This window comes from Limnobacter sp. 130, assembly GCF_902506325.1.
In the GTDB taxonomy this organism is placed as follows: Bacteria; Pseudomonadota; Gammaproteobacteria; order Burkholderiales; family Burkholderiaceae_B; genus Limnobacter.
The window spans coordinates 970034-991588 of record NZ_LR732328.1 but is presented as its reverse complement, the minus strand read 5'-3'; the positions used below and the strand labels follow the sequence as shown (position 1 = coordinate 991588).

Annotated in this window: 16 protein-coding genes and 3 tRNA genes; 8 read left to right on the top strand and 11 right to left on the bottom strand. The window is 52.1% G+C overall.

What is annotated here, in order from left to right:
* Positions 1-95 precede the first annotated feature (95 nt).
* The 9 genes from FRIGORI9N_RS04665 to FRIGORI9N_RS04625 form a co-directional block, all read right to left on the bottom strand.
* Positions 96-974 carry a ScpA family protein gene (locus FRIGORI9N_RS04665; protein ID WP_159568693.1) on the bottom strand — a complete coding sequence of 293 codons (879 nt, stop codon included), beginning with the start codon at positions 972-974 and terminating at the stop codon, positions 96-98.
* Between the two features lie 12 nt (positions 975-986).
* Complete coding sequence (locus tag FRIGORI9N_RS04660) at positions 987-1169, bottom strand: DUF3460 family protein (protein ID WP_159568692.1); 183 nt, start codon at positions 1167-1169, stop codon at positions 987-989.
* 44 nt (positions 1170-1213) lie between these two features.
* Entirely contained in the window at positions 1214-2920 is a 1707-nt protein-coding gene (locus tag FRIGORI9N_RS04655; protein WP_159568691.1) for a SulP family inorganic anion transporter, read from the bottom strand.
* 9 nt (positions 2921-2929) lie between these two features.
* Positions 2930-4990: a methionine--tRNA ligase gene (metG, locus tag FRIGORI9N_RS04650; RefSeq protein WP_159568690.1), complete on the bottom strand. Its 2061-nt coding sequence runs from the start codon at positions 4988-4990 to the stop codon at positions 2930-2932.
* A gap of 76 nt (positions 4991-5066) precedes the next feature.
* A tRNA-Leu gene (locus FRIGORI9N_RS04645) sits at positions 5067-5159 on the bottom strand.
* Between the two features lie 16 nt (positions 5160-5175).
* Positions 5176-5249, bottom strand: a tRNA-Cys gene (locus tag FRIGORI9N_RS04640).
* Between the two features lie 66 nt (positions 5250-5315).
* A tRNA-Gly gene (locus FRIGORI9N_RS04635) sits at positions 5316-5391 on the bottom strand.
* A 163-nt stretch (positions 5392-5554) separates the two neighbouring features.
* Positions 5555-6259, bottom strand: coding sequence for a 7-cyano-7-deazaguanine synthase QueC (queC, locus tag FRIGORI9N_RS04630; RefSeq protein ID WP_159568689.1), 705 nt, complete (start codon positions 6257-6259; stop codon positions 5555-5557).
* 100 nt (positions 6260-6359) lie between these two features.
* Positions 6360-7046, bottom strand: a complete 687-nt coding sequence (locus FRIGORI9N_RS04625) for a response regulator transcription factor (protein WP_159568688.1) — start codon at positions 7044-7046, stop codon at positions 6360-6362.
* 415 nt (positions 7047-7461) lie between these two features.
* On the opposite strand from FRIGORI9N_RS04625, the gene FRIGORI9N_RS04620 reads away from it, so the two are divergent.
* The 7 genes from FRIGORI9N_RS04620 to FRIGORI9N_RS04590 all read left to right on the top strand — a co-directional run bounded on the left by FRIGORI9N_RS04620 (position 7462) and on the right by FRIGORI9N_RS04590 (position 15968).
* Positions 7462-8097, top strand: coding sequence for an RNA polymerase sigma factor (locus FRIGORI9N_RS04620; protein ID WP_256366099.1), 636 nt, complete (start codon positions 7462-7464; stop codon positions 8095-8097).
* A 9-nt stretch (positions 8098-8106) separates the two neighbouring features.
* Entirely contained in the window at positions 8107-8523 is a 417-nt protein-coding gene (locus FRIGORI9N_RS04615; protein WP_159568686.1) for a hypothetical protein, read from the top strand.
* 14 nt (positions 8524-8537) lie between these two features.
* Positions 8538-10463 carry a peptidase domain-containing ABC transporter gene (locus FRIGORI9N_RS04610; protein ID WP_159568685.1) on the top strand — a complete coding sequence of 642 codons (1926 nt, stop codon included), beginning with the start codon at positions 8538-8540 and terminating at the stop codon, positions 10461-10463.
* Positions 10464-10483: 20 nt separating this feature from the next.
* On the top strand, positions 10484-11821 hold the full coding sequence (locus FRIGORI9N_RS04605) for an HlyD family type I secretion periplasmic adaptor subunit (protein ID WP_159568684.1): 1338 nt from the start codon (positions 10484-10486) through the stop codon (positions 11819-11821).
* Between the two features lie 8 nt (positions 11822-11829).
* A complete protein-coding gene (locus FRIGORI9N_RS04600; protein ID WP_159568683.1) occupies positions 11830-13521 on the top strand; it encodes a TolC family protein in 1692 nt (563 codons plus the stop codon).
* 133 nt (positions 13522-13654) lie between these two features.
* Positions 13655-15040 (top strand): hypothetical protein, encoded by a 1386-nt coding sequence (locus tag FRIGORI9N_RS04595; RefSeq protein ID WP_159568682.1) that lies wholly within the window; start codon positions 13655-13657, stop codon positions 15038-15040.
* A 94-nt stretch (positions 15041-15134) separates the two neighbouring features.
* Positions 15135-15968, top strand: a complete 834-nt coding sequence (locus FRIGORI9N_RS04590; RefSeq protein WP_159568681.1) for a hypothetical protein — start codon at positions 15135-15137, stop codon at positions 15966-15968.
* Here FRIGORI9N_RS04590 and FRIGORI9N_RS04585 read toward each other — a convergent pair whose 3' ends face one another.
* A complete protein-coding gene (locus tag FRIGORI9N_RS04585) occupies positions 15969-17021 on the bottom strand; it encodes an ABC transporter ATP-binding protein (protein WP_201301406.1) in 1053 nt (350 codons plus the stop codon).
* 311 nt (positions 17022-17332) lie between these two features.
* Between FRIGORI9N_RS04585 and FRIGORI9N_RS04580 the strand changes: the two genes are divergently transcribed.
* A complete protein-coding gene (locus FRIGORI9N_RS04580; protein ID WP_159568680.1) occupies positions 17333-18760 on the top strand; it encodes an iron ABC transporter permease in 1428 nt (475 codons plus the stop codon).
* An 8-nt stretch (positions 18761-18768) separates the two neighbouring features.
* On the opposite strand, the gene acnA is transcribed toward FRIGORI9N_RS04580, so the two are convergent.
* Positions 18769-21492, bottom strand: a complete 2724-nt coding sequence (gene acnA / locus FRIGORI9N_RS04575) for an aconitate hydratase AcnA (protein ID WP_159568679.1) — start codon at positions 21490-21492, stop codon at positions 18769-18771.
* Positions 21493-21555: the final 63 nt, after the last annotated feature.

The window sequence follows — 21555 nt, the reverse complement described above, 5'->3', positions numbered from 1 at the left end:
AAGCCGGCAAGGCGGTGTAGCACTCAAATCTAACATCGCGCGCAGTAATCTGGCTGTGCATGCTACTGAGTAAGCGCTGCGAATAAGTGTGCGCTTTAGGCTGGAATGATGCTGTCTGCCCCACTGCCACCCGTGGCCTCATAGCCAAGCCGCACATAGATGGGCGCAAACGGCTCAGCTTGGGTTACCTTCACCAAGCCCTCGCGGGTCAATTCAAGCATCGCAATGAAGTTGACCACCACCACGGGCACGCCGCGTTCGATATCAAACATGTCAAAGAACTCAACGAATTTTTGAGTTTGAAGGCGACGCAGAATCATGGTCATGTGCTCACGCACCGACAATTCTTCACGTGAAATGGTGTGGGCTTTCACCAGCGAGGCCCTGCGCAATATGGCTTGCCAGGCGTCGCGCAATTCGTCAGGGTTTACATCGGGAAAGCGCTCAACCGTGTTGGGGTCATGAAAGGCGTGCGCAATCCAGAAATCTCGGCCAACCAGCGGCACTTTGTCGAGGTCTTGGGCCGCCAGTTTCATTTGTTCATATTCAATCAGGCGGCGGGCCAGTTCGGCACGCGGATCTTCGGCTTCTTCTTCACCATCCTTGGGTATGACTGGCAATAGCATGCGCGATTTGATTTCAATCAGCATGGCAGCCATCAGTAAATACTCTGCAGCCAGTTCCAGGTTACGCGTGCGAATTTCTTCAACGTATGTAAGGTACTGGCGGGTCAGTTCCGCCATGGGAATGTCGAGAATATTGAAGTTCTGTTTGCGAATCAGGTACAGCAACAAGTCCAGTGGGCCTTCAAATGCCTCGAGGAATACCTCCAGCGCATCGGGCGGAATGTACAAGTCCTTCGGCATGTTGAACAGCGGAGCACCATACAAGCGAGCAAGTCCAACACCGTCTACCGTGTCCGGTGTGCTGTCGTTGGGGTTCAGTACGCTGATGTCGGCGAGTTCGCTGCTCAAAGTGGCTGCACTTTATTTGCTTTGATACACGTAGGGTTTCTGAGCCACTTTGGCTTCTTTGAAGCCTTCTTGAAGCTTGCGATCCAGTTGTTTGTCCCAAAGCAGGGCCCGGCCTTTTTGCTGTTCGTTTTCCAGGTGGGGGCGTTCATTTTTAAGCTGGCTTAAAAATTGGGTCGCTTCAGATTCGTATTGCATGCTGGTGTGCCAAATAAATGGTTTAAAAGGATTTTCTTATTTTATCAGGCGCCAGCCTGATCCTCGAAAGAAATTGCATGCGCATGTGCCATGGCAGCAGAAAAGTCGTCTTGAACTTGCCCGGCCTGCAATTGGGCCATAAAACCGCTGCGTTTGAATAGGGACAAAGCCTGGCTGTTCAGGCCACAAAATATCAGGGTATGCCCGGCACGCTGCAACTCGGCATTCAGTTCTTCCAGGCATTCAAGGGCGGTGGTGTCAATTGAAATGGTCTGGTGAAGGTCCAGAATCAGGGTCTTGGTGGATTTGCCCGTGTGCAGTATCAGGTTTTCAATTTTCCCAACCACAGCGAAGAACAGGGAACCATAGATTTTATAAGCGGTGATTCCTTTGGCCCGGTCTTCGTCTTTCAGGTAAACCGGGATGAACTCGGTCAGTGTAGACACTCGATAAATAAAGAACACGCCAGCCAAAACAAGTCCAACCTGAACCGCAACGGTCAGATCGACAATCACCGTGAGCAAGAAGGTGGCCAGCATGATCACTTTGTATACGGTGGTGTATTGCTTCAGCTTTGGGAATTCTCGCCATTCGCCCATGTTGTAAGCCACGAACATGAGTACGGCCGACAGCACGGCCAGCGGAATGTGAAATGCAAGCGGGGCGGCAATCAACATGATCAGCAGCAAGGTGAATGCGTGAACAATGCCTGCGACCGGTGAGTTACCGCCCGAGCGGATATTGGTGACTGTACGTGCAATGGTGCCGGTGGCGGGCATGCCGCCAAACAAGGGTGAGGCAATGTTGGCCAGACCCTGGGCCATTAATTCCTGGTTGGGGTCGTGCTTTTCGTGAGTAATGCCATCGGCCACGCGGGCGCACAGCAGGGATTCGATGGCGCACAAAAATGCAATGGTCAATGTGGGACCAATTAACGTTTGAATGCTGGCCAGTTCAATGGAGGGCAGGGCCAATGTGGGAAGACTCCGGGGGATTTCTCCAAACTTGCTGCCGATGGTTTCTATATCGAGTCCAAGACTGAATGAAATCAGTGTGCCCGCTACCAAGAGTATGACTGAGCCAGGAACACTTTGAAGAATTTTGGGAAATGTGCCCTGTGTGCGACCTTTGCCAAGCATTGCAAACAATTTGGGCCACATAAACAGAAATACGAGGCTTGAACTGGCCAGGATGAATGCCGACCAGTTCAGGCCAGGTATGGCTTGTAACAGTGCCCAGTTTTTTTCAAAAAAATTGCCTTGTGTCACATCAATGTTCAAACCAAAAAAGTCTTTGATTTGTGACAGCGCGATAAGCACGGCAATGCCGTTGGTGAAGCCAATCACAATGCTGACTGGAATTAGTCGAACAAGGCTTCCGAGTCCGGTTAAGCCCATGAGAAACAGCAGCGCGCCAGCCATGAGTGTGCAGGCAATCAAATTGGCCACGCCATATTGATTGACGATGCCAAGCACCACCACAATGAAGGCGCCCGCCGGGCCGCCGATTTGAACGCTGGAACCACCAAACGCCGAGACGATGAAACCTGCCACGATTGCGGTGAACAGGCCTGTTTGTGGTTCAAGCCCGCTGGCGATTGCAAAGGCCATGGCCAAGGGCAGGGCAACCACACCCACGGTGATGCCGGCACCCAGGTCTTTCAGAAAACGTTGGGAGTTGTATCCCCTCAAGCTGTCCCCGATTCGTGGCTTGAATGGCTTGAGCGTTTTCAGAAACTGGGGTGCGGCCATGTTTTCCTTTTAGCTGATTTTCATTCCCGGGGTGAGCTTGCCCAGGGCCGTCAGGGTGCTTAATGCATTGTCGTCATCTGATGCGGCACACAAAACCATGCCTTCAGATACACCAAACTTCATTTTGCGTGGTGCCAGGTTGGCGACCACGACCACGTATTGTCCGTTGAGTTGCTCGGGCTGGTAGTGCGCGGCAATACCGGAAAAGATATTGCGTGGCTTTTCCTCGCCCAAATCGACGGTGAGTTGTAATAGCTTGGTAGAGCCTTCAACTGCCTTGCATTCTTTGACCAATCCAATTCGCAGATCGATTTTGGTGAAATCATCAATACTGATGAATTCGCCTGAGGTGGTCTTTGTCTCAGTTTTCGCTTGGGCGGGTGCAGCAGGTGCGGCGGGTGCCAACGATTGTTTGTTGGCCTCAATCAAGGCGTCAATTTGCTTTTGATCCACACGTTGCATCAAGTGTTTGAAGGCCTGTACAGGTATTGTGCTGTTCAACGGTGTGTTCACGCTGGCCCAAGTCATCGGGGCCACGCCCAATATGTTCTCGGCATTGCCGGCCAACACGGGTAACACAGGTTTTAAATACAGGGTCAGCAGGCGAAATGCTTCAAGGCAAATGGAGCAGGCGGTTTGCAGTTCTGTCTGTTTGTCAGCGTTCTTGGCCAATTCCCAAGGCTTTTCCTGATCCACATAGGCATTCACCTTGTCGGCGCATGCCATCACCTCGCGAATGGCTTTGCCGTATTCCCGCTCGTCGTAATGGGTGGCGATTGCGGCCGCTTGCGCACGAATGTCCACAAGCAGTGGGTGCTGCATGGCTGAATCCAGAACACGACCTTCAAAGTTTTTGACCAGAAAGCCTGCGCTGCGACTGGCAATGTTGATGTACTTGCCCACCAGGTCGCTGTTTACGCGGGCGGTGAAGTCCGCAAAACTCAGGTCCAGGTCTTCCATGGTTGAATTCAGCTTGGCAGCAAAGTAATAGCGCAGCCATTCCGGGTTCAAACCCTGCTTGATAAAGCTTTCCGCGGTAATAAACGTACCTCGGCTTTTGCTCATTTTTGCGCCATCGACAGTCAGGAAACCGTGCGCATTCACTTTGCTTGGGGTGCGCAGGCCTGCAAATTCAAGCATGGCCGGCCAGAACAGGGCGTGGAAGTAAAGAATGTCTTTGCCGATGAAGTGAATCATCTCGGTTTTGGTGTCGGCTTTCAGGAATTCCTGATAGTCCACGCCGATTCGTTCGCACAGATTCTGGAAGCTTGCAAAGTACCCGACAGGCGCATCTAGCCACACATAGAAATATTTGCCCGGTGCATCGGGAATCTCAAAGCCGAAGTAGGGCGCATCGCGTGAAATATCCCAGTCTGCAAGTTTGCCACTGCCTTCTTCACCCAGCCATTCCTGCATTTTGCGGCTGGCTTCTACTTGCAATCGCCCTGGGGTTTGAGTCCACTGACGCAGAAAATTCTCGCAGCGCGGGTCAGACAGCTTGAAGAAATAGTGGTCGGAGCTTTTGCGAATGGGCGCCGCTCCCGACACTGTGGAGTAAGCGTTTTTCAGTTCCGTGGGCTGGTAGGTGGCACCGCACACTTCACAGGAGTCGCCGTATTGGTCTTTCGCGCCGCATTTTGGGCATTCGCCCTTGATGAAGCGGTCGGGCAAAAACATTTCTTTGACTGGGTCGTAGAACTGTTCTACAGAGCGGGTTTGAATCAGCCCCGCATCGCGCAAGCGTGTGTAGATGGTTTCGCAATGGGCCTTGTTCTCGGGCGCATTGGTAGAATAGTAATTGTCGAAGCCCACATGGAAGCTGGCGAAGTCGCGCTGGTGTTCAGTGCTGACCCTGGCAATCAATTCCTCGGGGCTAATGCCCTCGGCCTGCGCACGCAGCATGACGGGCGTGCCGTGTGTGTCATCGGCGCACACGTAGTACACCTCGTTGCTTTGCATTTTTTGAAAGCGAACCCAGATGTCGGTTTGAATGTATTCAACCAGATGGCCAAGGTGAATGGCGCCGTTTGCATACGGCAAGGCAGAGGTAACAAGAATTCGGCGAGTCACGGTGTGGTTCTTTGAGATTGTTCTAGACGCAATGCACTATTGTACGCGCGATTGAATGTGTGAAGAGTGTTGCCTGTGGTGCCCGGGACCGGAATCGAACCGGTACGCCCCTTTTACGGTAAGCGACGGATTTTAAGTCCGTTGTGTCTACCAATTTCACCACCCGGGCTGATGGCTTGAAAACTTGGAGGCGGGGGTCGGAATCGAACCGGCGTACACGGAGTTGCAGTCCGCTGCATGACCACTCTGCCACCCCGCCAAGGGTGTTCCACCAAAATATGGCGGGCAAAGAAAAGGGGAAGTGTATCACTTCCCCTTAGGAATTTGGAGCGGGAAACGAGACTCGAACTCGCGACCTATACCTTGGCAAGGTATCGCTCTACCAACTGAGCTATTCCCGCATTTCAACAACGTGACGTCGTTGAGAGAACGAAATTATAGCAAGAAAAATTTTTGTGTCAAACGTTTTTGCAAAATAATTTCATTTATTTTTCTGCTGCTTAAAAATTGGGCAAAACCAAGCCAGTCAAGGGTTTCCGGTGTGTTTGCTTTTTTACTTTCAAGCTATTGATTCTGTTGTGAAATGTAGTTTTTCCACCCGCGTTTGCGCAAGTCGCAGGCTGGGCATTCTCCGCAGCCGAAACCCCAGTCGTGTTCATGGGTTCGATCGCCTGTGTAGCAGGTGTGTGTGTCGCGAAGGATGATTTCGAGTAGTTTCTTGCCACCCAACTGTTCGCCAAGTTGAAAAGTCTCGGTTTTATCAATCCACATGAGCGGTGTTTCAAACCGGAAGGTGCTGGCCATACCCAGATTGGTGGCAACTTGTAGCGCTTTTAGCGTGTCTTCACGACAATCGGGATAGCCTGAAAAATCGGTTTGGCACATGCCACCCACCAAGGTAGACAAACCCCTGCGGTAGGCTACGGCTGAGGAGATCAAAAAGAACACCAAATTACGTCCAGGCACAAACGTGTTGGGTAAACCGGTTTCATTCAACTCAATTTCGCGCTCTTCGGTCAGTGCGCAATCGGAAATTTGCCCTAGCCAGCTCAGGTCAATCACCCGGTCTTCACCCAGCTTGTGGGACCACTCGGGAAACTGTTCGCGCATTCTCTCAAGTACGGTAAGCCTGCATTCCAGTTCGATCCTGTGGCGCTGTCCGTAGTCAAAGCCGATGGTTTCTACGTGCGCAAATTTAGACAGTGCCCAGGCCAGGCACACCGTGCTGTCCTGTCCGCCGGAGAAAAGTACCAGGGCTTTTTTATTCATGGGTGATTTAAAGGATCTGCATTAATACGGTATTTTAGCCGCACAAACAAAAAACCCCGCTGCTCAGCGGGGTTTCTGGTCTTAACTGTTGCAGATTACCTTAAGTGGCCATGCCTGCAGAAATTGCATATTTCACCAGTTGAACGCTGGAATCCAGATTCAGCTTTTGCAGCAAACGAGCGCGGTACGCGTCGATGGTGCGGGGTGAAACCTTCAGCAATTCCGCGATTTCGCGGCGTGGACGGCCTTGGGCGATCAACGTAAGCACTTGTCGTTCACGACGAGTCAGTTGTGCGCCTTCGTCCTGGTCTGCCAATGGATTGATTTGATTTCCCAGGCCTTGCTGCTCGCCAGATCCATATGGTGAGGATGTTTTGTTACTCACCAGTTCGGGTGCCACGTAACGTGCGCCCGCAGCCACCGTGTCAATCGCTTCGCGAAGGGTTTCTACGGATGATTGACGGCCAACGCAAGCCCATACGCCTGGTTTGAACGCCATGGCCAAAATGTCTTGAGCGTTGCCTTCGCATACGAGAACCACGCGAACGTCGGAATAGGTTGCGCCGATGTGGCTAACTACGGCCTCTCCGTGTCGGTTGCCTTTTTCAATTGTAATCACGACTATTCGCGTTTCTGCGTTGGCCAGGTGATTGTCAATTTCTTCCAGGGTTGTTCGATTGGTTACGAACATCGGCTGAAGGCTGATTGTTCTGCCTGGGGTGGTGCTTTGTATGCCCGTTTCCCGAGGCGTTAGTGGTCGACCTGCCAAGCCCTTGTCATTCTTCATAGTCCCACCCATGTGTGGCTGGCTTGGCCAGCTCGGTATTAAGGTCATTGTTCGCCCCGCTATTGGAATTTGTTTTGGTTGCCACTCATTCGATTTGTACTTCGGGCAATAAATTTTGGATTCAAGCGTCTGTAGGTAATTTCAGTCGGGTTAATTAGTTTGGGGGGGATTGCATTTCGGTAGACTATGTAAGCAAATAGACAGTGCAAGTACTGTTCTGGAATCAGAACTTTTGCTAGTATCCCTTAGCTAGGGGATACTTAAGAGTTACATCCCCCAAGTTGGGTGGCCCTATTCAGTGGTTTGAGCAGTAAAACTTGGCCTTTTTGACGAATCCAAAGTCCGGCCCGACTGTAAATTAACAGTATCAGGACGTATCAAACACACAAATGACTTCATCTCGGGGACAGCCAGGTTGAGAGAAGAACTCGCTTCTTTAATTGAACGAATTGCAAATCGCGATCGAAAGGCGTTTGAGGAGCTGTATCAACTCACGTCTAGAAAGATGTTTGCAGTCGCGTTGCGCATTGTTCGGGAGCCTGGGCTAGCTCAAGATGTACTCCAGGACGCCTACATTCGCCTTTGGCGATACGCGCACACGTTCAACAACAAGCTGTCTGCGCCAGAAACCTGGTTGCACCAAGTGGTCAGGAACAGGGCGCTGGACCTGCTGGCGCAACAAAGCCATACCGTGAATTCAATTTCTCTTGACCAGTTTTCTGATCAGGACGACAAACCCAATGAATTGGTTTTTGAAGCACACTCCACCAGCACGGATGACAAAGAAACCAGCCGAGTGATGCAGGCGTGTGTGCAACGCCTTGAGGGCAAGTACAGGCAAGTGCTCACTTTGGCCTACACGCATGGCATGAGCCATGCAGAGATCTCTGAGCACCTGAATGTGCCTTTGGGTACCGTTAAAACATGGGTGCGTAGGGGTTTGATCGAATTGAAAACTGTATACGACGAATTTCAGTCCGAAGGTTTGGCAACGCTGGCTGCGGGCAATTCACGCCGCCAGGATGCTGAGCAATCCGGATATCTGGCATAGGGGGTTTCCATGACGGACGATGACAAAAACTGGTTGGCCGCTGATTATGTACTCGGTGTAATGCGCGGCGCAGAACGCACCGCGTTTGAAGGGCAGTTGCGACTGGACCCGACACTGGCAAAGTCTGTGTTGGGTTGGCAGGAGCGCTTGAGTTTGATTGATACCAAGCCGCAGGTGCTGTATTCAGCCATGTCCGAGGCAGAGGTCGATGCTGCGCTCAGCCACGTATTTGAGCGTGTGTGCCGTGCCATTGATGCGCAACCCGATGCCAAGACCCGATTGGAAAACCCGCTTGCCAAATTGACTCGCGAACAACTGGCGGGCATGCGCCCTGCAGTCGTTCGTCTGATTGCCTCCTATTTGGTATTGCTCGAACGACTCAAGGCGCAACAGTTGCGCATGGCTGGTTCAGCGGGCGCTGCATAACCTAGGAACTCGCAATGTCGGTTAAATATTTGTTCAAAGAAAGGCTTGAAGCGCTCTGGAATTTCGGGCTGAAGGCTGAGAAGTCTGGCGACGCCAACGCAGATGAAGGCGTCGTTGAGGCATCGAGCTCCAAAACCGTTGAGGGCGTTATACGCACTGCTTTGCCTTTGTTAAAGCGTGCGGCGTTGCTGTCTATTTTCGTGAATCTGGTGGCCCTGTTTCCAGCGGTCTTTGCTTTACAGGTTTACGATCGGGTGATCTATCGCTCTGGTCTTAATACTCTGACCGCTCTGTTGATCGGTATGGGTATTTTGCTGGCGGCCGACCTTATTTTACGCTCGTTCCGCGCTCGCGTTTTACGCGTGGCTGCGGTCAAAATCGACGGGCAAATTGCCAGCAAATTGATGAATAAAATTCTGTCGATTCCATTGCGGCAGCTTGAGGCGCGTTCAACTGCCGCTTGGTACTCCCTGTTTAAAGATGTGGACACCGTGCGTGTTGTGTGGAGTGGCGCGGTTGCCATGACCATTTTGGATTTGCCGTTTGCGATTTTGGCCATCGGTTTGATTGCGACCATTGCATTGCCTGTCTTGCCTGTTGTGCTGATTGGTTTGGCGTGCTTGGCAGCACTTTCGTGGTATAGCTCGGGTGAGTTCAGAAAGCGCAGGGTGGAAGAGTTCTCGCGCGCCCGTCGACGCGATGAGGTGCTGGCCGAGGTTTGTCGCGGCCGCGAAGCCATCAAAAGCCTGGTTCAGGACGATTCTGCCAAACGCGCATGGGTCTCGAGCTACAACTCTTGGGTTCAAGAGTCATTCCAGAAAAATGGCGAAATGGAAGACCAGCGCGAGCTGTCCGTTTCCATCATGCTGTGTGTGAACGTGGCCATTACCGCGGTAGGCGCTTATGCCGTGATCAACCAGTGGATGACCGTCGGTGGTTTGATTGCATCCAATATGTTGGCTGCAAAGGCCATTGGTCCTTTGGCTGCGTTGACGGGACATTGGCGTTCAATTGCACATTCCCGCGAAGCCACTGACCGCCTGAATAAGGTGTTTGCGTCGGATGAAGAAAAACAGCACACCGGGTTGAACTTGCCTATGCCTTCGGGTGCCTTGCGTTTGGAAAACGTAAGCTACCAGCACGTGGGTGCACAAAAGGAAGTGGTGAAATCGGTGTCAGCCCAGATTGGCCCCCGAGGTATTTACGGTTTGGCCGGTGACAACGGTGCCGGCAAATCAACCTTGCTCAAATTGCTGCGCGGTTTGTATGAACCGCAAGGTGGCCGAGTACTGCTCGACGAATACGATTTGTCGCAGTTCTCCCGCCAAGAGCTTGCCAAGTGGATCGGCTTTTTGCCCCAAACTTCACAGCTATTCGAAGGCACCATTGTTGAGAACCTGCGCCGGTCCAACCCCGACGCGAGCGACGAGCAAATTTTGCTGGCCGCCAAACGTTCAGGTGCACATGAGTTTATTGCGAAGATGCCTGATGGCTACATGACACAGGTGGGCGAGGGTGGTAACCGCTTGTCGGGTGGGCAACGCCGGCGGGTTGCGATTACCCAGGCTTTCTTGTCTGACGCACCAGTGTTGTTGCTCGATGAGCCAACAAACGATCTGGATTTTGCCGCTGAAACCCACTTGATGGCCGTATTCAAAAGTTTGGCCACTGTTAAAACCATCATCATGGTGACGCATTCGGTTCGCTTGATGTCCATCTGCGACAAGATTATTTATCTGGACAAGGCCTCCAAGTTGCATGTGGGTGCCACACCCGAAATGTTGAAGCTGTTGTACGGTATTTCTGTACCGAAACCAGTGCCAGCGGCCCCCAAGGCGGCGTCGCAGGTTTCTTCCGATGCCACAAAGCAGACTTTGGGAGCCAGTGGACAAGCAGGGCAAGCGAATACTGATGCGGGCGGTAAGGCCGCTCAAGCCTAATGAGCGAAGGTCGAGAAATTATGAAGTCCAACAATGCTTTGGCCGAAGTCGGCAAAAATGATCTGAAGCCTTATGAAGTGCCAGCCTTGTACAAGCCCAACGGCGGCGGTTTTGACACCAAAAGCAGGTTTGCACTGGGTTTGATCGCCCTGTCTTTGTTTGCCTCCTTGTTTATTCGTGTTGATCAGGTGGTTACCGCGCCTGGTAAGGTTATCCCCTCAAGTCGCGTCAAAAGTATTCAACACCTGGAAGGCGGTATTGTTCAGGAATTGGCTGTCAAAGAAGGCGACGTGATCAAAGAAGGTGCAATGTTGGTTCAACTGAACCTGGCGACTTCGGGTATCAATATTGAAGAGTTGAAAAGCCGCCGGGCCGCGCTTGAGATGAGTCGTGCGCGTTTGCTGGGCGAGGCCTCAGGCAAAGCGCCAGAGTATCCGGCAGAAATTATTGCGGATTATCCCGATTTGTACCGCACTGAGCAGGCGACCTATCTTGCGCGAATCACCGAGTTGAATGGTATTTTGGGCGTTAATGACAGCCAAATGCTGGGTAATCAAGGCAAAGTAGGCGAATTGCAGGCCAAACTTGAAGGCTTGGAGAACCGTTCGGTGACTACCTTGCGCGAGTTGGAGATTACCCGCGAACTGGTGCGTGAGCGCTTGGTGTCGCAGTTGGAGTATCTAACCAAGAAACGCGATTATGACAGCCTGACTGCCGAAATTGCATCGATGCGCCAAACCATTGCGTCGGCGCAGGCCTCGGTTGGGCAAAGCCGTGCCCGCCGCGTGGAAGAAGATGGGAAGTTCCGCCGCAGGGCTGCAGATGAATTAACCACGCTTGAACGCCAGCTTGCCAGTTTGAAAGATGAAATTGATCGTGCCAGTGATCAGCGTGACCGTGCGGTAATCCGCTCACCGATTGACGGTGTCGTTAAAAACCTGAAATTGCAGGCCGTGGGTAACGTAGTACGCCAGGGCGAACCGATTATGGAAGTGGTTCCCGTAGACGAGGTATTGGTGGTAGAAACCAGACTTTCTCCTGCCGATCGCGGTTATGTCACGATGGATCAGGCTTCAGAAGTGAAGGTTTCTGCATACGATTTCTTGCGTTATGGCACGTTGCCGGGCAAGGTCACCCAGATTGCCGCAGATACTGACCCAGGAACCGAGGAAACCGGCCCACATTACCGTTTGATCGTGAGCACCGATAAAGCGTTTTTTGGAACCCCCGATGCGCCATTGCGCATTTCTCCGGGTATGACTGCCGAAGTAGACATTAATGTGGGTTCACAACCCTTTATTTATTATTTGTTAAAACCTGTATTGAAGCTGAAGCAAGAAGCCTTCAGAGAACCATAAAGCAACACATGACAAAACAATTGGACATGACCCAGGGGGGCGTATGGGCTCGCAAAGCACTGTGTGTGCTGATTGCGGGCCTTCTTGCATTTCCAGTGGGTGCGCAAGACCTGCCCGAGCGTGAAGCACCTTCCGCCAATGTGGGCAACGACAACAATGAGTTTCGTGCCCGCCGAATTGCCCCTGCCGAAGCCGCAAAGATGAGCAAGGAAGAGCTCACCAAAATTCGCTTTCTGAACATGTTGCGAACCAACCCTGAAATTGTTACCTCTCGCATTAATGTGAATGCATCGCAGTTTATTGAGGATGGCGCCAGAGCGGCCTATTACCCAAAAATTACTGTGGGGGCAAATGCAAGCTCCAGCTCAACTGTAACCAACCGGCAATCGACCGATATCACGGTTACCCAACCCATTTACACCGCAGGTCGAATTACCGCGAGGGTGAAAGCAGCCGAGACGGACGGAACAATTGCCGATGGGCAATTCGTACGAACGATTCAAGATGTGGTGCTTGAAAGCTTTCTGGCCAGCAGCACCCTGTCTCGCAATGCCTTGTTGGTTGAGGCTTCACGTGCGGCAGAGGCGGCAGTTGCGCAGTTGTTGGCCTTGGAAGAACGCCGGGTTGAATTGGGCGGCAGCGGTGTCACCGATGCGCAGTTCGCAAAGGCACGTTTGGCCGTGACCCGAGACCGTTTGGTGAACTTTGAGGGGCAGTTTGAAGAGGCGCGCGCCACTTACTTCCGTTACTTCGGTGTGTATCCGGAAGGGTACAACGTGCCAGAATTGGAGATTCAGCGCAATATGTTGCCGCAGTTGGTGGATGAGGCCGTTACCAAAGCCTTGTTTTCCAATCCGGAAATTCGTGTCGCTGAAAGTCAGATTGTGAAAGCCCGGCACAACTACACGGCCGAAGATGCGAGCTTGTATCCCTCTTTAAACCTGGTCGGTATTCAGCAATTTTTTGGTGAGCCTGACCCGTTTACTGGTGATAGAACCGACAGTTCGGTGAATTTGCGTTTGCAATACAGCGCGTTCTCTGGCGGCGAGCAGGTGGCCCGTGTTAACCAGGCCGCCGCCACAATTGATACACGACGCGCCCAGCTTGCTGCTGCCCGGTTGCGGGTTGAGGAAAGTGTCCGTTTTCAATGGGGCAAGTGGAACGCAGGTCAATCGCGTTCGGTTACTTTGCGTGGCGCCTATGCAGATTCCTTGCAGGTATTCAAGAATCGTAAACGCCTTCGTGATTTTGGTCGCGAAACCGTGATCGTGATGCTGGATGCGCAAGTTGAATATTTCAACGTGTTGATCGCGTACATCAATGCAGTATTTGATGCGAGAGATGCAGGTTTCCGCTTGATGCATGCCATGGGTTTGTTGATGCCGACTGCAGGTGCAGAGGGTGACTGGTTCGAGTTGTTTTTCTCAAAAACCCCCGAGCGTGAGCGATTGGAAAGCAGCTTGAAAGACACGGCTGATATTGCAAGCAGCCCAGCGGATCAAAAAATTGCCGAGAAGCTTGGTTTGGATGTCAGCCAAACCGAGGTGGAAAAGGCCGCTGGCTTTGTTCTCACCCCGGCGCAACGGCTGGAAATCGAAAAAAGTTCGGAGCGTAGCCGTGTGCAGGGTAGCGCAGCAGAAAAAGAGTTGCGTCCGAGCTTGAAGCCAGCACCCGTTCTAGACCCTCGGTTTTATCGGTAAAGTCTTGATTTTTGTAGGTAAAGTGCCCACACTGTGAAAACAGGGGCACTTTACTGCCTTAATTCATCCATTCGCAGGGTTCAAACCCTGAGAAACTGGCGTGAACGGGGCGATTCCCAGAGGAACGACAAAAATGGGCGACGACATTCAAAACACCAAGAGTACAGCTGAGGATTTGGCTGTTGAGCGCGCTGAACAGCAGCTCGCCGATCCCTCTGCGCTGAACATGCAGTTTCTCCAATCGACTCTTAATACATCTGATTTCGAAGGTTTGGGTGCCAATACTGGTTTTTCCGGTAATGCTGCAAAGAACCAGTTTTCCACTTCGCCCGGCGCGGGCAGCGGATTTTCGGGTTTATCGCCTGCCTATTCAGGTGCGGGCTTGTTGGGCGCCGTTGCGGCGGCTGATACAAGTGGTGCGTCAAGTGCAATGGGTATGGCTGCACAAGTGGCCAGTGCTGCCCCGGTTACCTTTGGTAAAGCATCGGTGGGTGAATCGGCAACTTTGGCGGGCTTGGGTGACAAGGCTTTCGCGCAGATGTCGGGTACTTCAAACGTTTCAGATCTGCCTCTGCTAAAGCCTGTTGGCAATTCCGACGGTTCGATGGTGCCTGTTTCAGCCGAATTCGCGCAACTGATGGCCATGCTGGAAGGCGGTGGTGGAATAAATCCGGATGATGCATTGAACAGCCTGATCGCTGGTCTGGATCAAAACCCCGGCCCAGAGAATCTGCAAGCAGCCATTGATTCTGTATTGGATCAAATCAATCTGTTGAACAGTACTTTCGATTCTGTGTTCGATAACCTGAGTGGTGATGTTCAAAGCCAGGTCTCTTCACAAACCGGGTTGCCAAGCGGCGATTTGGGTTTGAATATTTTCCAAGATGCCGGGGAAGTTTCAACTGTTTTGACCGATCTGTTGGGAACAATCAATGTTGGCGCCAACCCTCAGCTCGACAGCTTGTTGAATCTTGATTCGACATTCGATGAGATCGTGTCCTTGGTGGGTTCCCTGCCAGACCTGGATTTGTCTCCGATCACTGATCCGGTGACAGGAATCATTGACACGATTACCGACATTACCGATCCGGTTGTTGATCCAATCATCGACACGATTACCGACATTACCGATCCGGTTGTTGATCCAATTGTCGATACCATCACCGACATCACCGATCCGGTTGTTGATCCAATTGTCGATACCATCACCGACATCACCGACCCGGTTGTTGATCCAATTGTCGATACCATCACCGATATCACCGACCCGGTTGTTGATCCAATTGTCGATACCATCACCGATATCACCGACCCGGTCACCGACATCACCGATCCCTTGCTGGATCCCATACTGGAGCCGATCACTGATGGCGGAGGCCTGCTGTCTGGGTTGAGTAGCTCTTCAAGTGAATCTGATTCTGGCTTGCTGGATTCACTCAGCAGTGGAATATCTTCCAGCGCTGGCACCGAGGGCGGTGCTTTGGACGGATTGCTGGGTTCTCTGGATCAAAATAAATAAAACTCTCCCCCTTTTTTGATGGGGGGTAGTTTTGAATCCAATTTGAGTGGCCTATCGTATAAAATGATAGAACGTCACCAAAAAAATTGGGTTTATGTCAAATTCCGTCATTCAATTGTCAGTGCAGACCGATCTCAGCTACTCCGCTGGAGAATTGCGCGACCCTGTCAGTCGAGCGACGATTGAGTTTTTTGACAGTTACGAACCATCTGCTGCGTCGTCCAGAATTGCTTTTTCCTCGGCTGATGGTCTGGATCCCAAAGAGTTTTCCAGCGCACCGTCTCTCGGATTTGGCGAACTGCGAAGCATTTCTCAGGCTTGTGTCAGTGATGTCAGCGTATTTGAAAGTTCGTCAAGTCTGGCCAGCGTAGACCCGGCCTTGCTTGCCAACGCAGATTCTGCAGGAATTCTGAACACCATGAATGAACAAGTGTCCTTTGAAGCCTTGAACTCTGAACTTTTAGATGTCATGCCGCGCGTGAAGCATGCTTTGGATGGCGAACTCAGTCACTCGGAGTTGACTCAGCTTATCGCCGATATTCAAGCACAGGTGCTTGACTTGAACACTTTGAGCCAAGACGTGTTTGGTGAGTTGTCCAATGAGGTAAACAATGCGGTACAAGAGGTGTCCGCATTTGATGTTGACTCATTGCTAACCTCCATGCAAATAGATTCAGGTTTGTTTGCTCAGCCCGAATTGGCTGGAAGCTCTCATTCCCTGGCTTTTGCGGCCACGCTGGACGCGCTGTTTACCTCCCCTGAAGCCTTCCCGCTCACACTGGATTTCTCCAGCCCCAATAGCATTCAAGAAGCCTCCGAGCTTTTTGCGTCTGCGGGTGGTGCCTCGTCGATCAGTTCTACAGCCAGCAATGCCGACGTAGATGGCGGCCTGCCCACCAGTGGCCCAGGATCGTCCGACCTGGGATAATTAAATCCTGTCAAAAGTGATCACGTGATCAAGCTCCAGCTTGATCCCGATGGGTTCGCCTATTGCATGGTTGTGGTGGCTTGGCACCAAGGCCAACACATGCACACCGCTTTCCAGCTCAAGGGTGTATAGAAAATCCGCACCACGAAAAGACTTGCGGACCACTTTGGCCAGCATCGGGCTGGCGTCATCGTGAATAATGTCATCCGGACGAATCAACACATCAAACTCGTCGCTTTCGGGAAGCTGGTCTTCAGTCAAACGAAGATGAGCCAATTCAATTTGCAAACCTTGTTCAGTTTTCTTGCCAGGTAAAAACACACCTTGACCGATAAAATCAGCCACCATGCGTGAGTTGGGTTGGTGATAGAGGCTGTAAGACGATCCCCATTGCTGCAACTCACCGGCGTGCATCACGCCGATGCGATCTGCCATGCTGAAGGCTTCATGTTGGTCGTGGGTTACCAAAATGGCGCTCATGTTCTCCGCTTTCAATATTTCCCGAACTTCAAATGTCAGGCGCTCTTTCAGCTCGACGTCAAGGTTGGAAAAAGGCTCGTCGAGCAAAATCAATGTGGGCTTGGGTGCAAGGGCGCGTGCCAACGCAACGCGTTGTTGCTGACCGCCCGAAAGTTCGTGGGGGTATCTGTCGGCCAAGGCTTCCAGACCGATCAATGCCAGCAGTTCACCACTTCGATTGCGCTTATCCTGCTCACTTCGTTTGTGCAGCCCAAACTCAATATTCTTTCGAACGCTAAGGTGGGGAAACAGGGCATAGTCCTGAAAAACGACGCCCACATTGCGGTTCTCAGGGCTGCGTACTTTACCTGGTTGGCTGGCTTTTTCACCTTTCAGCAAAATATTGCCTTGGGTGGGCATCAAAAACCCCGCGATCGCGCGAAGCAGGGTGGTTTTCCCGCAACCGGAGGGGCCGAGCAAACAAGCAATTTCACCTTGAGCCAGTTCAAAACTGACATTTCGAACGGCAGGGGCACTGCCCCCTGGGTACAGAATGCTCAATTCATTGATGCTCAGGGCTGTGGATTGTTTCATTTTTTCTGTGGCGCCGTGGTCTGATTACCACGCAGTTCACCTTGGGTTCCGGTGATCTGCATGAACTTAAAGTAAAATCATTCTCACTTCTATTTTGCCATGTCTGGGCGGTTGGTTTGTTTACTCTGGGGTTAAGAAGTCGCATTTCTATAGCGCTACTGGCTTTGCTGCTGTTGCTGCCGTTCGTCTATTTATTTGGCTTGGCCGGCTTTAGTCTGTTTCAAGCTCCTCAGGTGCTTACGCATTTGGCCAGTACCATTCTTCCCGACCTTATTGGGCAAACAATCTACCTGTGTATAGGTGTTGTTATTTTGACCAGTACCATGGGTGTCTTGCCCGCCTGGTGGGTGTCTGCACATGAGTTTCCAGGGCGTAAATGGCTTGAATGGTTGTTGTTGCTGCCCATGGCCATGCCTTCGTATGTGATTGCGTATGCCTATACGGACGCACTTCAGTATTCTGGCTGGCTGGCCAGCAGTCTGCGGGAAGTTTTGGGTAGTGAATTCAGAATTCCCGAGATTCGATCCACCACTGGCGCAATTTTGGTGCTCAGTTTTGTCTTGTATCCGTATGTTTACATCATGGCACGTACTGCATTTCTGGGGCGCAGCCCCTCGATGCTGGATGCAGCCCGCTCCTTGGGCCACAGCGCAACCAGCGCGTTCCTGAAGGTTGGTTTGCCCGTGGCGCGACCGGCTTGGGTGGTTGGCCTTACTTTGGTGCTTATGGAGACCTTGGCGGAGTACGGTGCATTGTCCTACTTCGGCGTGCGCACCTTCACCACGGCAATTTTCAATACTTGGCTGAATCTGGGTGATCGTGAAAGCGCGGCCCTGTTGGCTGTGATGTTGCTGGCGGTCATGCTGGCACTGATTGTGTTCGAGTCAAAAGCACGGGGCCGTGCGCAGTTTTACACGCAGTCGGGCAAGGGCAGCGTAATAGAGCGCAAACGGTTGAAGGGCGCTCAAGCAGCGTGGGTTGTATTTTTATCGGTCATGCCTTTTATATTGGGTTTTGTGTTGCCAGTTCTGATACTTCTGGCACTGGTGGTGGATGTAGACACATCAATCGATTGGTCCAATAGTTTGAAGTGGGCTTATCATTCCGCCTTGCTGGGCGGTATGGCAGCCATGGTGGCTGTGGTGCTTGCAGTATTTTTGGCTTATGTAAAACGGCAGGCACAAGTGTGGTGGGTCACTGCCATTTACCGTTTGATTTCACTTGGATACGGTGTGCCCGGAGCAATTTTGGCCATTGCCATTTTGTTGCCTTTGGCCACTGTGGATCGCTTTACCTACGACATGGGTTGGCAGGTGCCAGCTTTGACGGGCAGCGTTCTGGCATTGGTTTATGCCTACAACGTGCGGTTTACGTCGGCTGCTTTGCAATCGGTTGATTCTGGCTTGCAGCAAATTACCAAACACATTGATGAGTCGGCCCGCATCTTGGGTAGAACGCCAAGGCAGGTGCTTTGGCACGTACATTTGCCGGTGCTCAAGGGATCGGTCGCCACCGGTATGTTGCTGGTGATCGTCGATGTCATCAAAGAGTTGCCAGCCACTTTGGTGTTGCGGCCGTTTGATTTCGATACCCTGGCTGTGCGGTCGTATCAGTTCGCCTCGGATGAACGTTTGACAGAAGCAGCGGTACCAGCGCTGATGATTGTGATGATCGCGCTGGTACCTATCTTTTTGTTGATTCGTCAGGGTGCGAAGCAGGCGAGAAGTAACAAGGGCTAAATACCGCTTTACGCCCCCAGCAACTCCCGCAATACAAACGGCAGAATGCCGCTGTGTTTGTAATATTCGACCTCGATGGGCGTGTCAATTCGGCTTAGCACTTTTACATCTTGCACCTTGCCGTCAGCTCGGGTAATTCGCAGCACCAGTTCGGCTTGCGGTGCTGTGTTCTCGCCCAACCCAATCACATCATAGGTTTCGCTGCCGTCCAGCTTCAAACTTTGAATGGAGTCCTCGTCCAAAAACTGCAAGGGCAACACACCCATACCCACCAGGTTACTGCGGTGAATGCGCTCGTAGCTTCTGGCCACCACCACTTTCACGCCCAATAATTGGGTGCCTTTGGCAGCCCAGTCACGGGACGAGCCTGTGCCGTATTCTTCGCCGGCCAGCACAATGGTGGGTGTGCCTTGCGCGATGTATTCCATGGCTGCGTCGTACACGGTGGTTTGTTTGCCGTCTTTGACCGTAAAGCCACCCTCGATCCGGTTGCCGTTTGCATCGGGCGGAATCATCAGGTTTTTCACACGCACATTGGCAAAAGTGCCGCGAATCATGACATCGTGATTGCCCCTTCGTGAGCCGTAGCTGTTGAAGTCTTTTTGCGCCACTTCGTGTTCTTGCAAGTATTGGCCTGCAGGGGTTGTGGGCTTGAACGAACCGGCAGGTGAAATGTGATCGGTGGTCACTGAATCACCGAGAATCAACAAGGGTTTTGCGCCGCGAATCGCTTCCACCTTAGAGGGTTGCATGCCAAATTCATCGAAGAACGGAGGCTTGGCAATGTAGGTGGACTGTGGCCAAGGGTACACCTGCCCCTCGGGGGCGGGTACGTTGTTCCACAGGTCGTGGCCCTCGGTGAAATTGCTGTACAGGCGCACGAATGTGGGTGCATCCAGTGCAGTGGGCAACAATTCATTCACTTCCGCGTTGCTGGGCCAAATGTCCCGCAGGTAGACGGGGTTTCCGTCACTTCCTGTGCCAATTGGCTCAGAGGTCATGTCCATATTGGTTTTGCCGCTGAGTGCGTACGCAACAACCAAAGGGGGTGAAGCCAAAAAGTTGGCTTTTAAGTTGGGGTGAATACGCGCTTCGAAGTTGCGGTTGCCCGACAACACGGAACAACCGATCACATCGTTTTTCAAAATGGTGTAGTTGATTTCAGGAAGCAGGTCGCCCGCATTGCCAATGCAGGTAGTGCAACCATAAGCAGCCACGTTGAATCCCAGTTTGTCCAGGTAAGGTTGCAGGCCTGTTTTTTCCAGATAATCGCTTACCACGCGCGAGCCTGGACCCAGCGAGGTTTTGATGTGTGGTTGAATTTTCAGACCTTTTTCGACCGCTTTCTTGGCCAGCAAGCCCGCTGCCAACATAACCCCTGGGTTGGAGGTGTTGGTGCAACTGGTGATCGCTGCAAGCAGTACATCGCCGTGTCCAATTTCCAGTTTGTTCAGCCCGGTAGGGTAGCGTGTATTCAGTGTTGCTGAGTCTTTGCCGAAACCATTGGCGGTCATGGGCTCTGAAAACAGCGTGTTGAATTGCTGTTTCATGTTTTTCAACAACACCCGGTCTTGTGGACGCTTTGGCCCCGCAAGTGAGGGTTCTATGCTGTCGAGATCAAGTGTCACCACTTCGGAATAATCAATCGCGCCGGGTTCGGGCATACCCAACAGGCCTTGCGCCTTGAAGTAAGCTTCAAAGCGGTCTGCTTCTGCGGCTGTGCGACCTGTTTTCCGCATGAATTCCACAGTTTTTGCATCAGGCGGGAAGAAGCCCATGGTGGCACCGTATTCAGGTGCCATATTGGCCAGTGTCGCGCGGTCTGTAACGGAAAGGCTGGCTGCACCAGGACCGTAAAATTCAACAAATTTACCCACCACTTTTCTCTTGCGCAGCAACTCGGTAATGGCCAGCACAAGGTCGGTGGCAGTAATTCCTTCACGCAGGGCGTTGGTCAATTCAACACCCACCACATCGGGTGTCAAAAAGTACACGGGTTGGCCCAACATGCCTGCTTCGGCTTCAATGCCGCCCACGCCCCAGCCTACAACGCCAACACCGTTAATCATGGTGGTGTGGCTGTCGGTGCCCACCAGGGTGTCGGGGTAGTACACGGTGTTTTCGTTTTCCTCGCCAGACCTTACCGCGCTGCGCACGCCACGGAATAAATATTCAAGATTGACCTGGTGAACAATACCAATGCCGGGGGGCACCACCTTGAAGGTATCAAAGGCCTGCATACCCCATTTCATGAACTGATAACGCTCGCCATTGCGCTGGAATTCAATTTCCATGTTCTGGCGCAGTGAATCGGCTGTACCAAAGTGGTCAATCATCACGGAGTGGTCGACCACCAAATCGACAGGCACCAAGGGTTCAATTTTTTTCGGGTTTTGACCCATGTTGTGTGCCACATTGCGCATTGCTGCAAGGTCGGCCAGCAACGGGACACCGGTGAAGTCTTGAAGAACCACACGCGCTACGATGAAGGGAATTTCATCGGTGCGTTTGGCTTGTGGCTGCCAGTTGGCCAGTTGCTGAATATGTTCTTCAGATACTTTCTTGCCATCGCAGTTGCGCAATACCGATTCAAGCACGATGCGAATTGATACGGGCAGGCGCTGCAGGTTGGGAAAGCCCGATTCAGCCAGTTTGGGAAGGCTGTAAAACTGGCCATTCAGGCCGGTTTGGGTGCTGAACGTATCAAGTGTTGAATGCTTCAGGGTTGACATACCTGTTTCTCCCTTTCGTGAGGTGCCGAAAAATTTCGACACCGAATTACAAAACTTTTAATT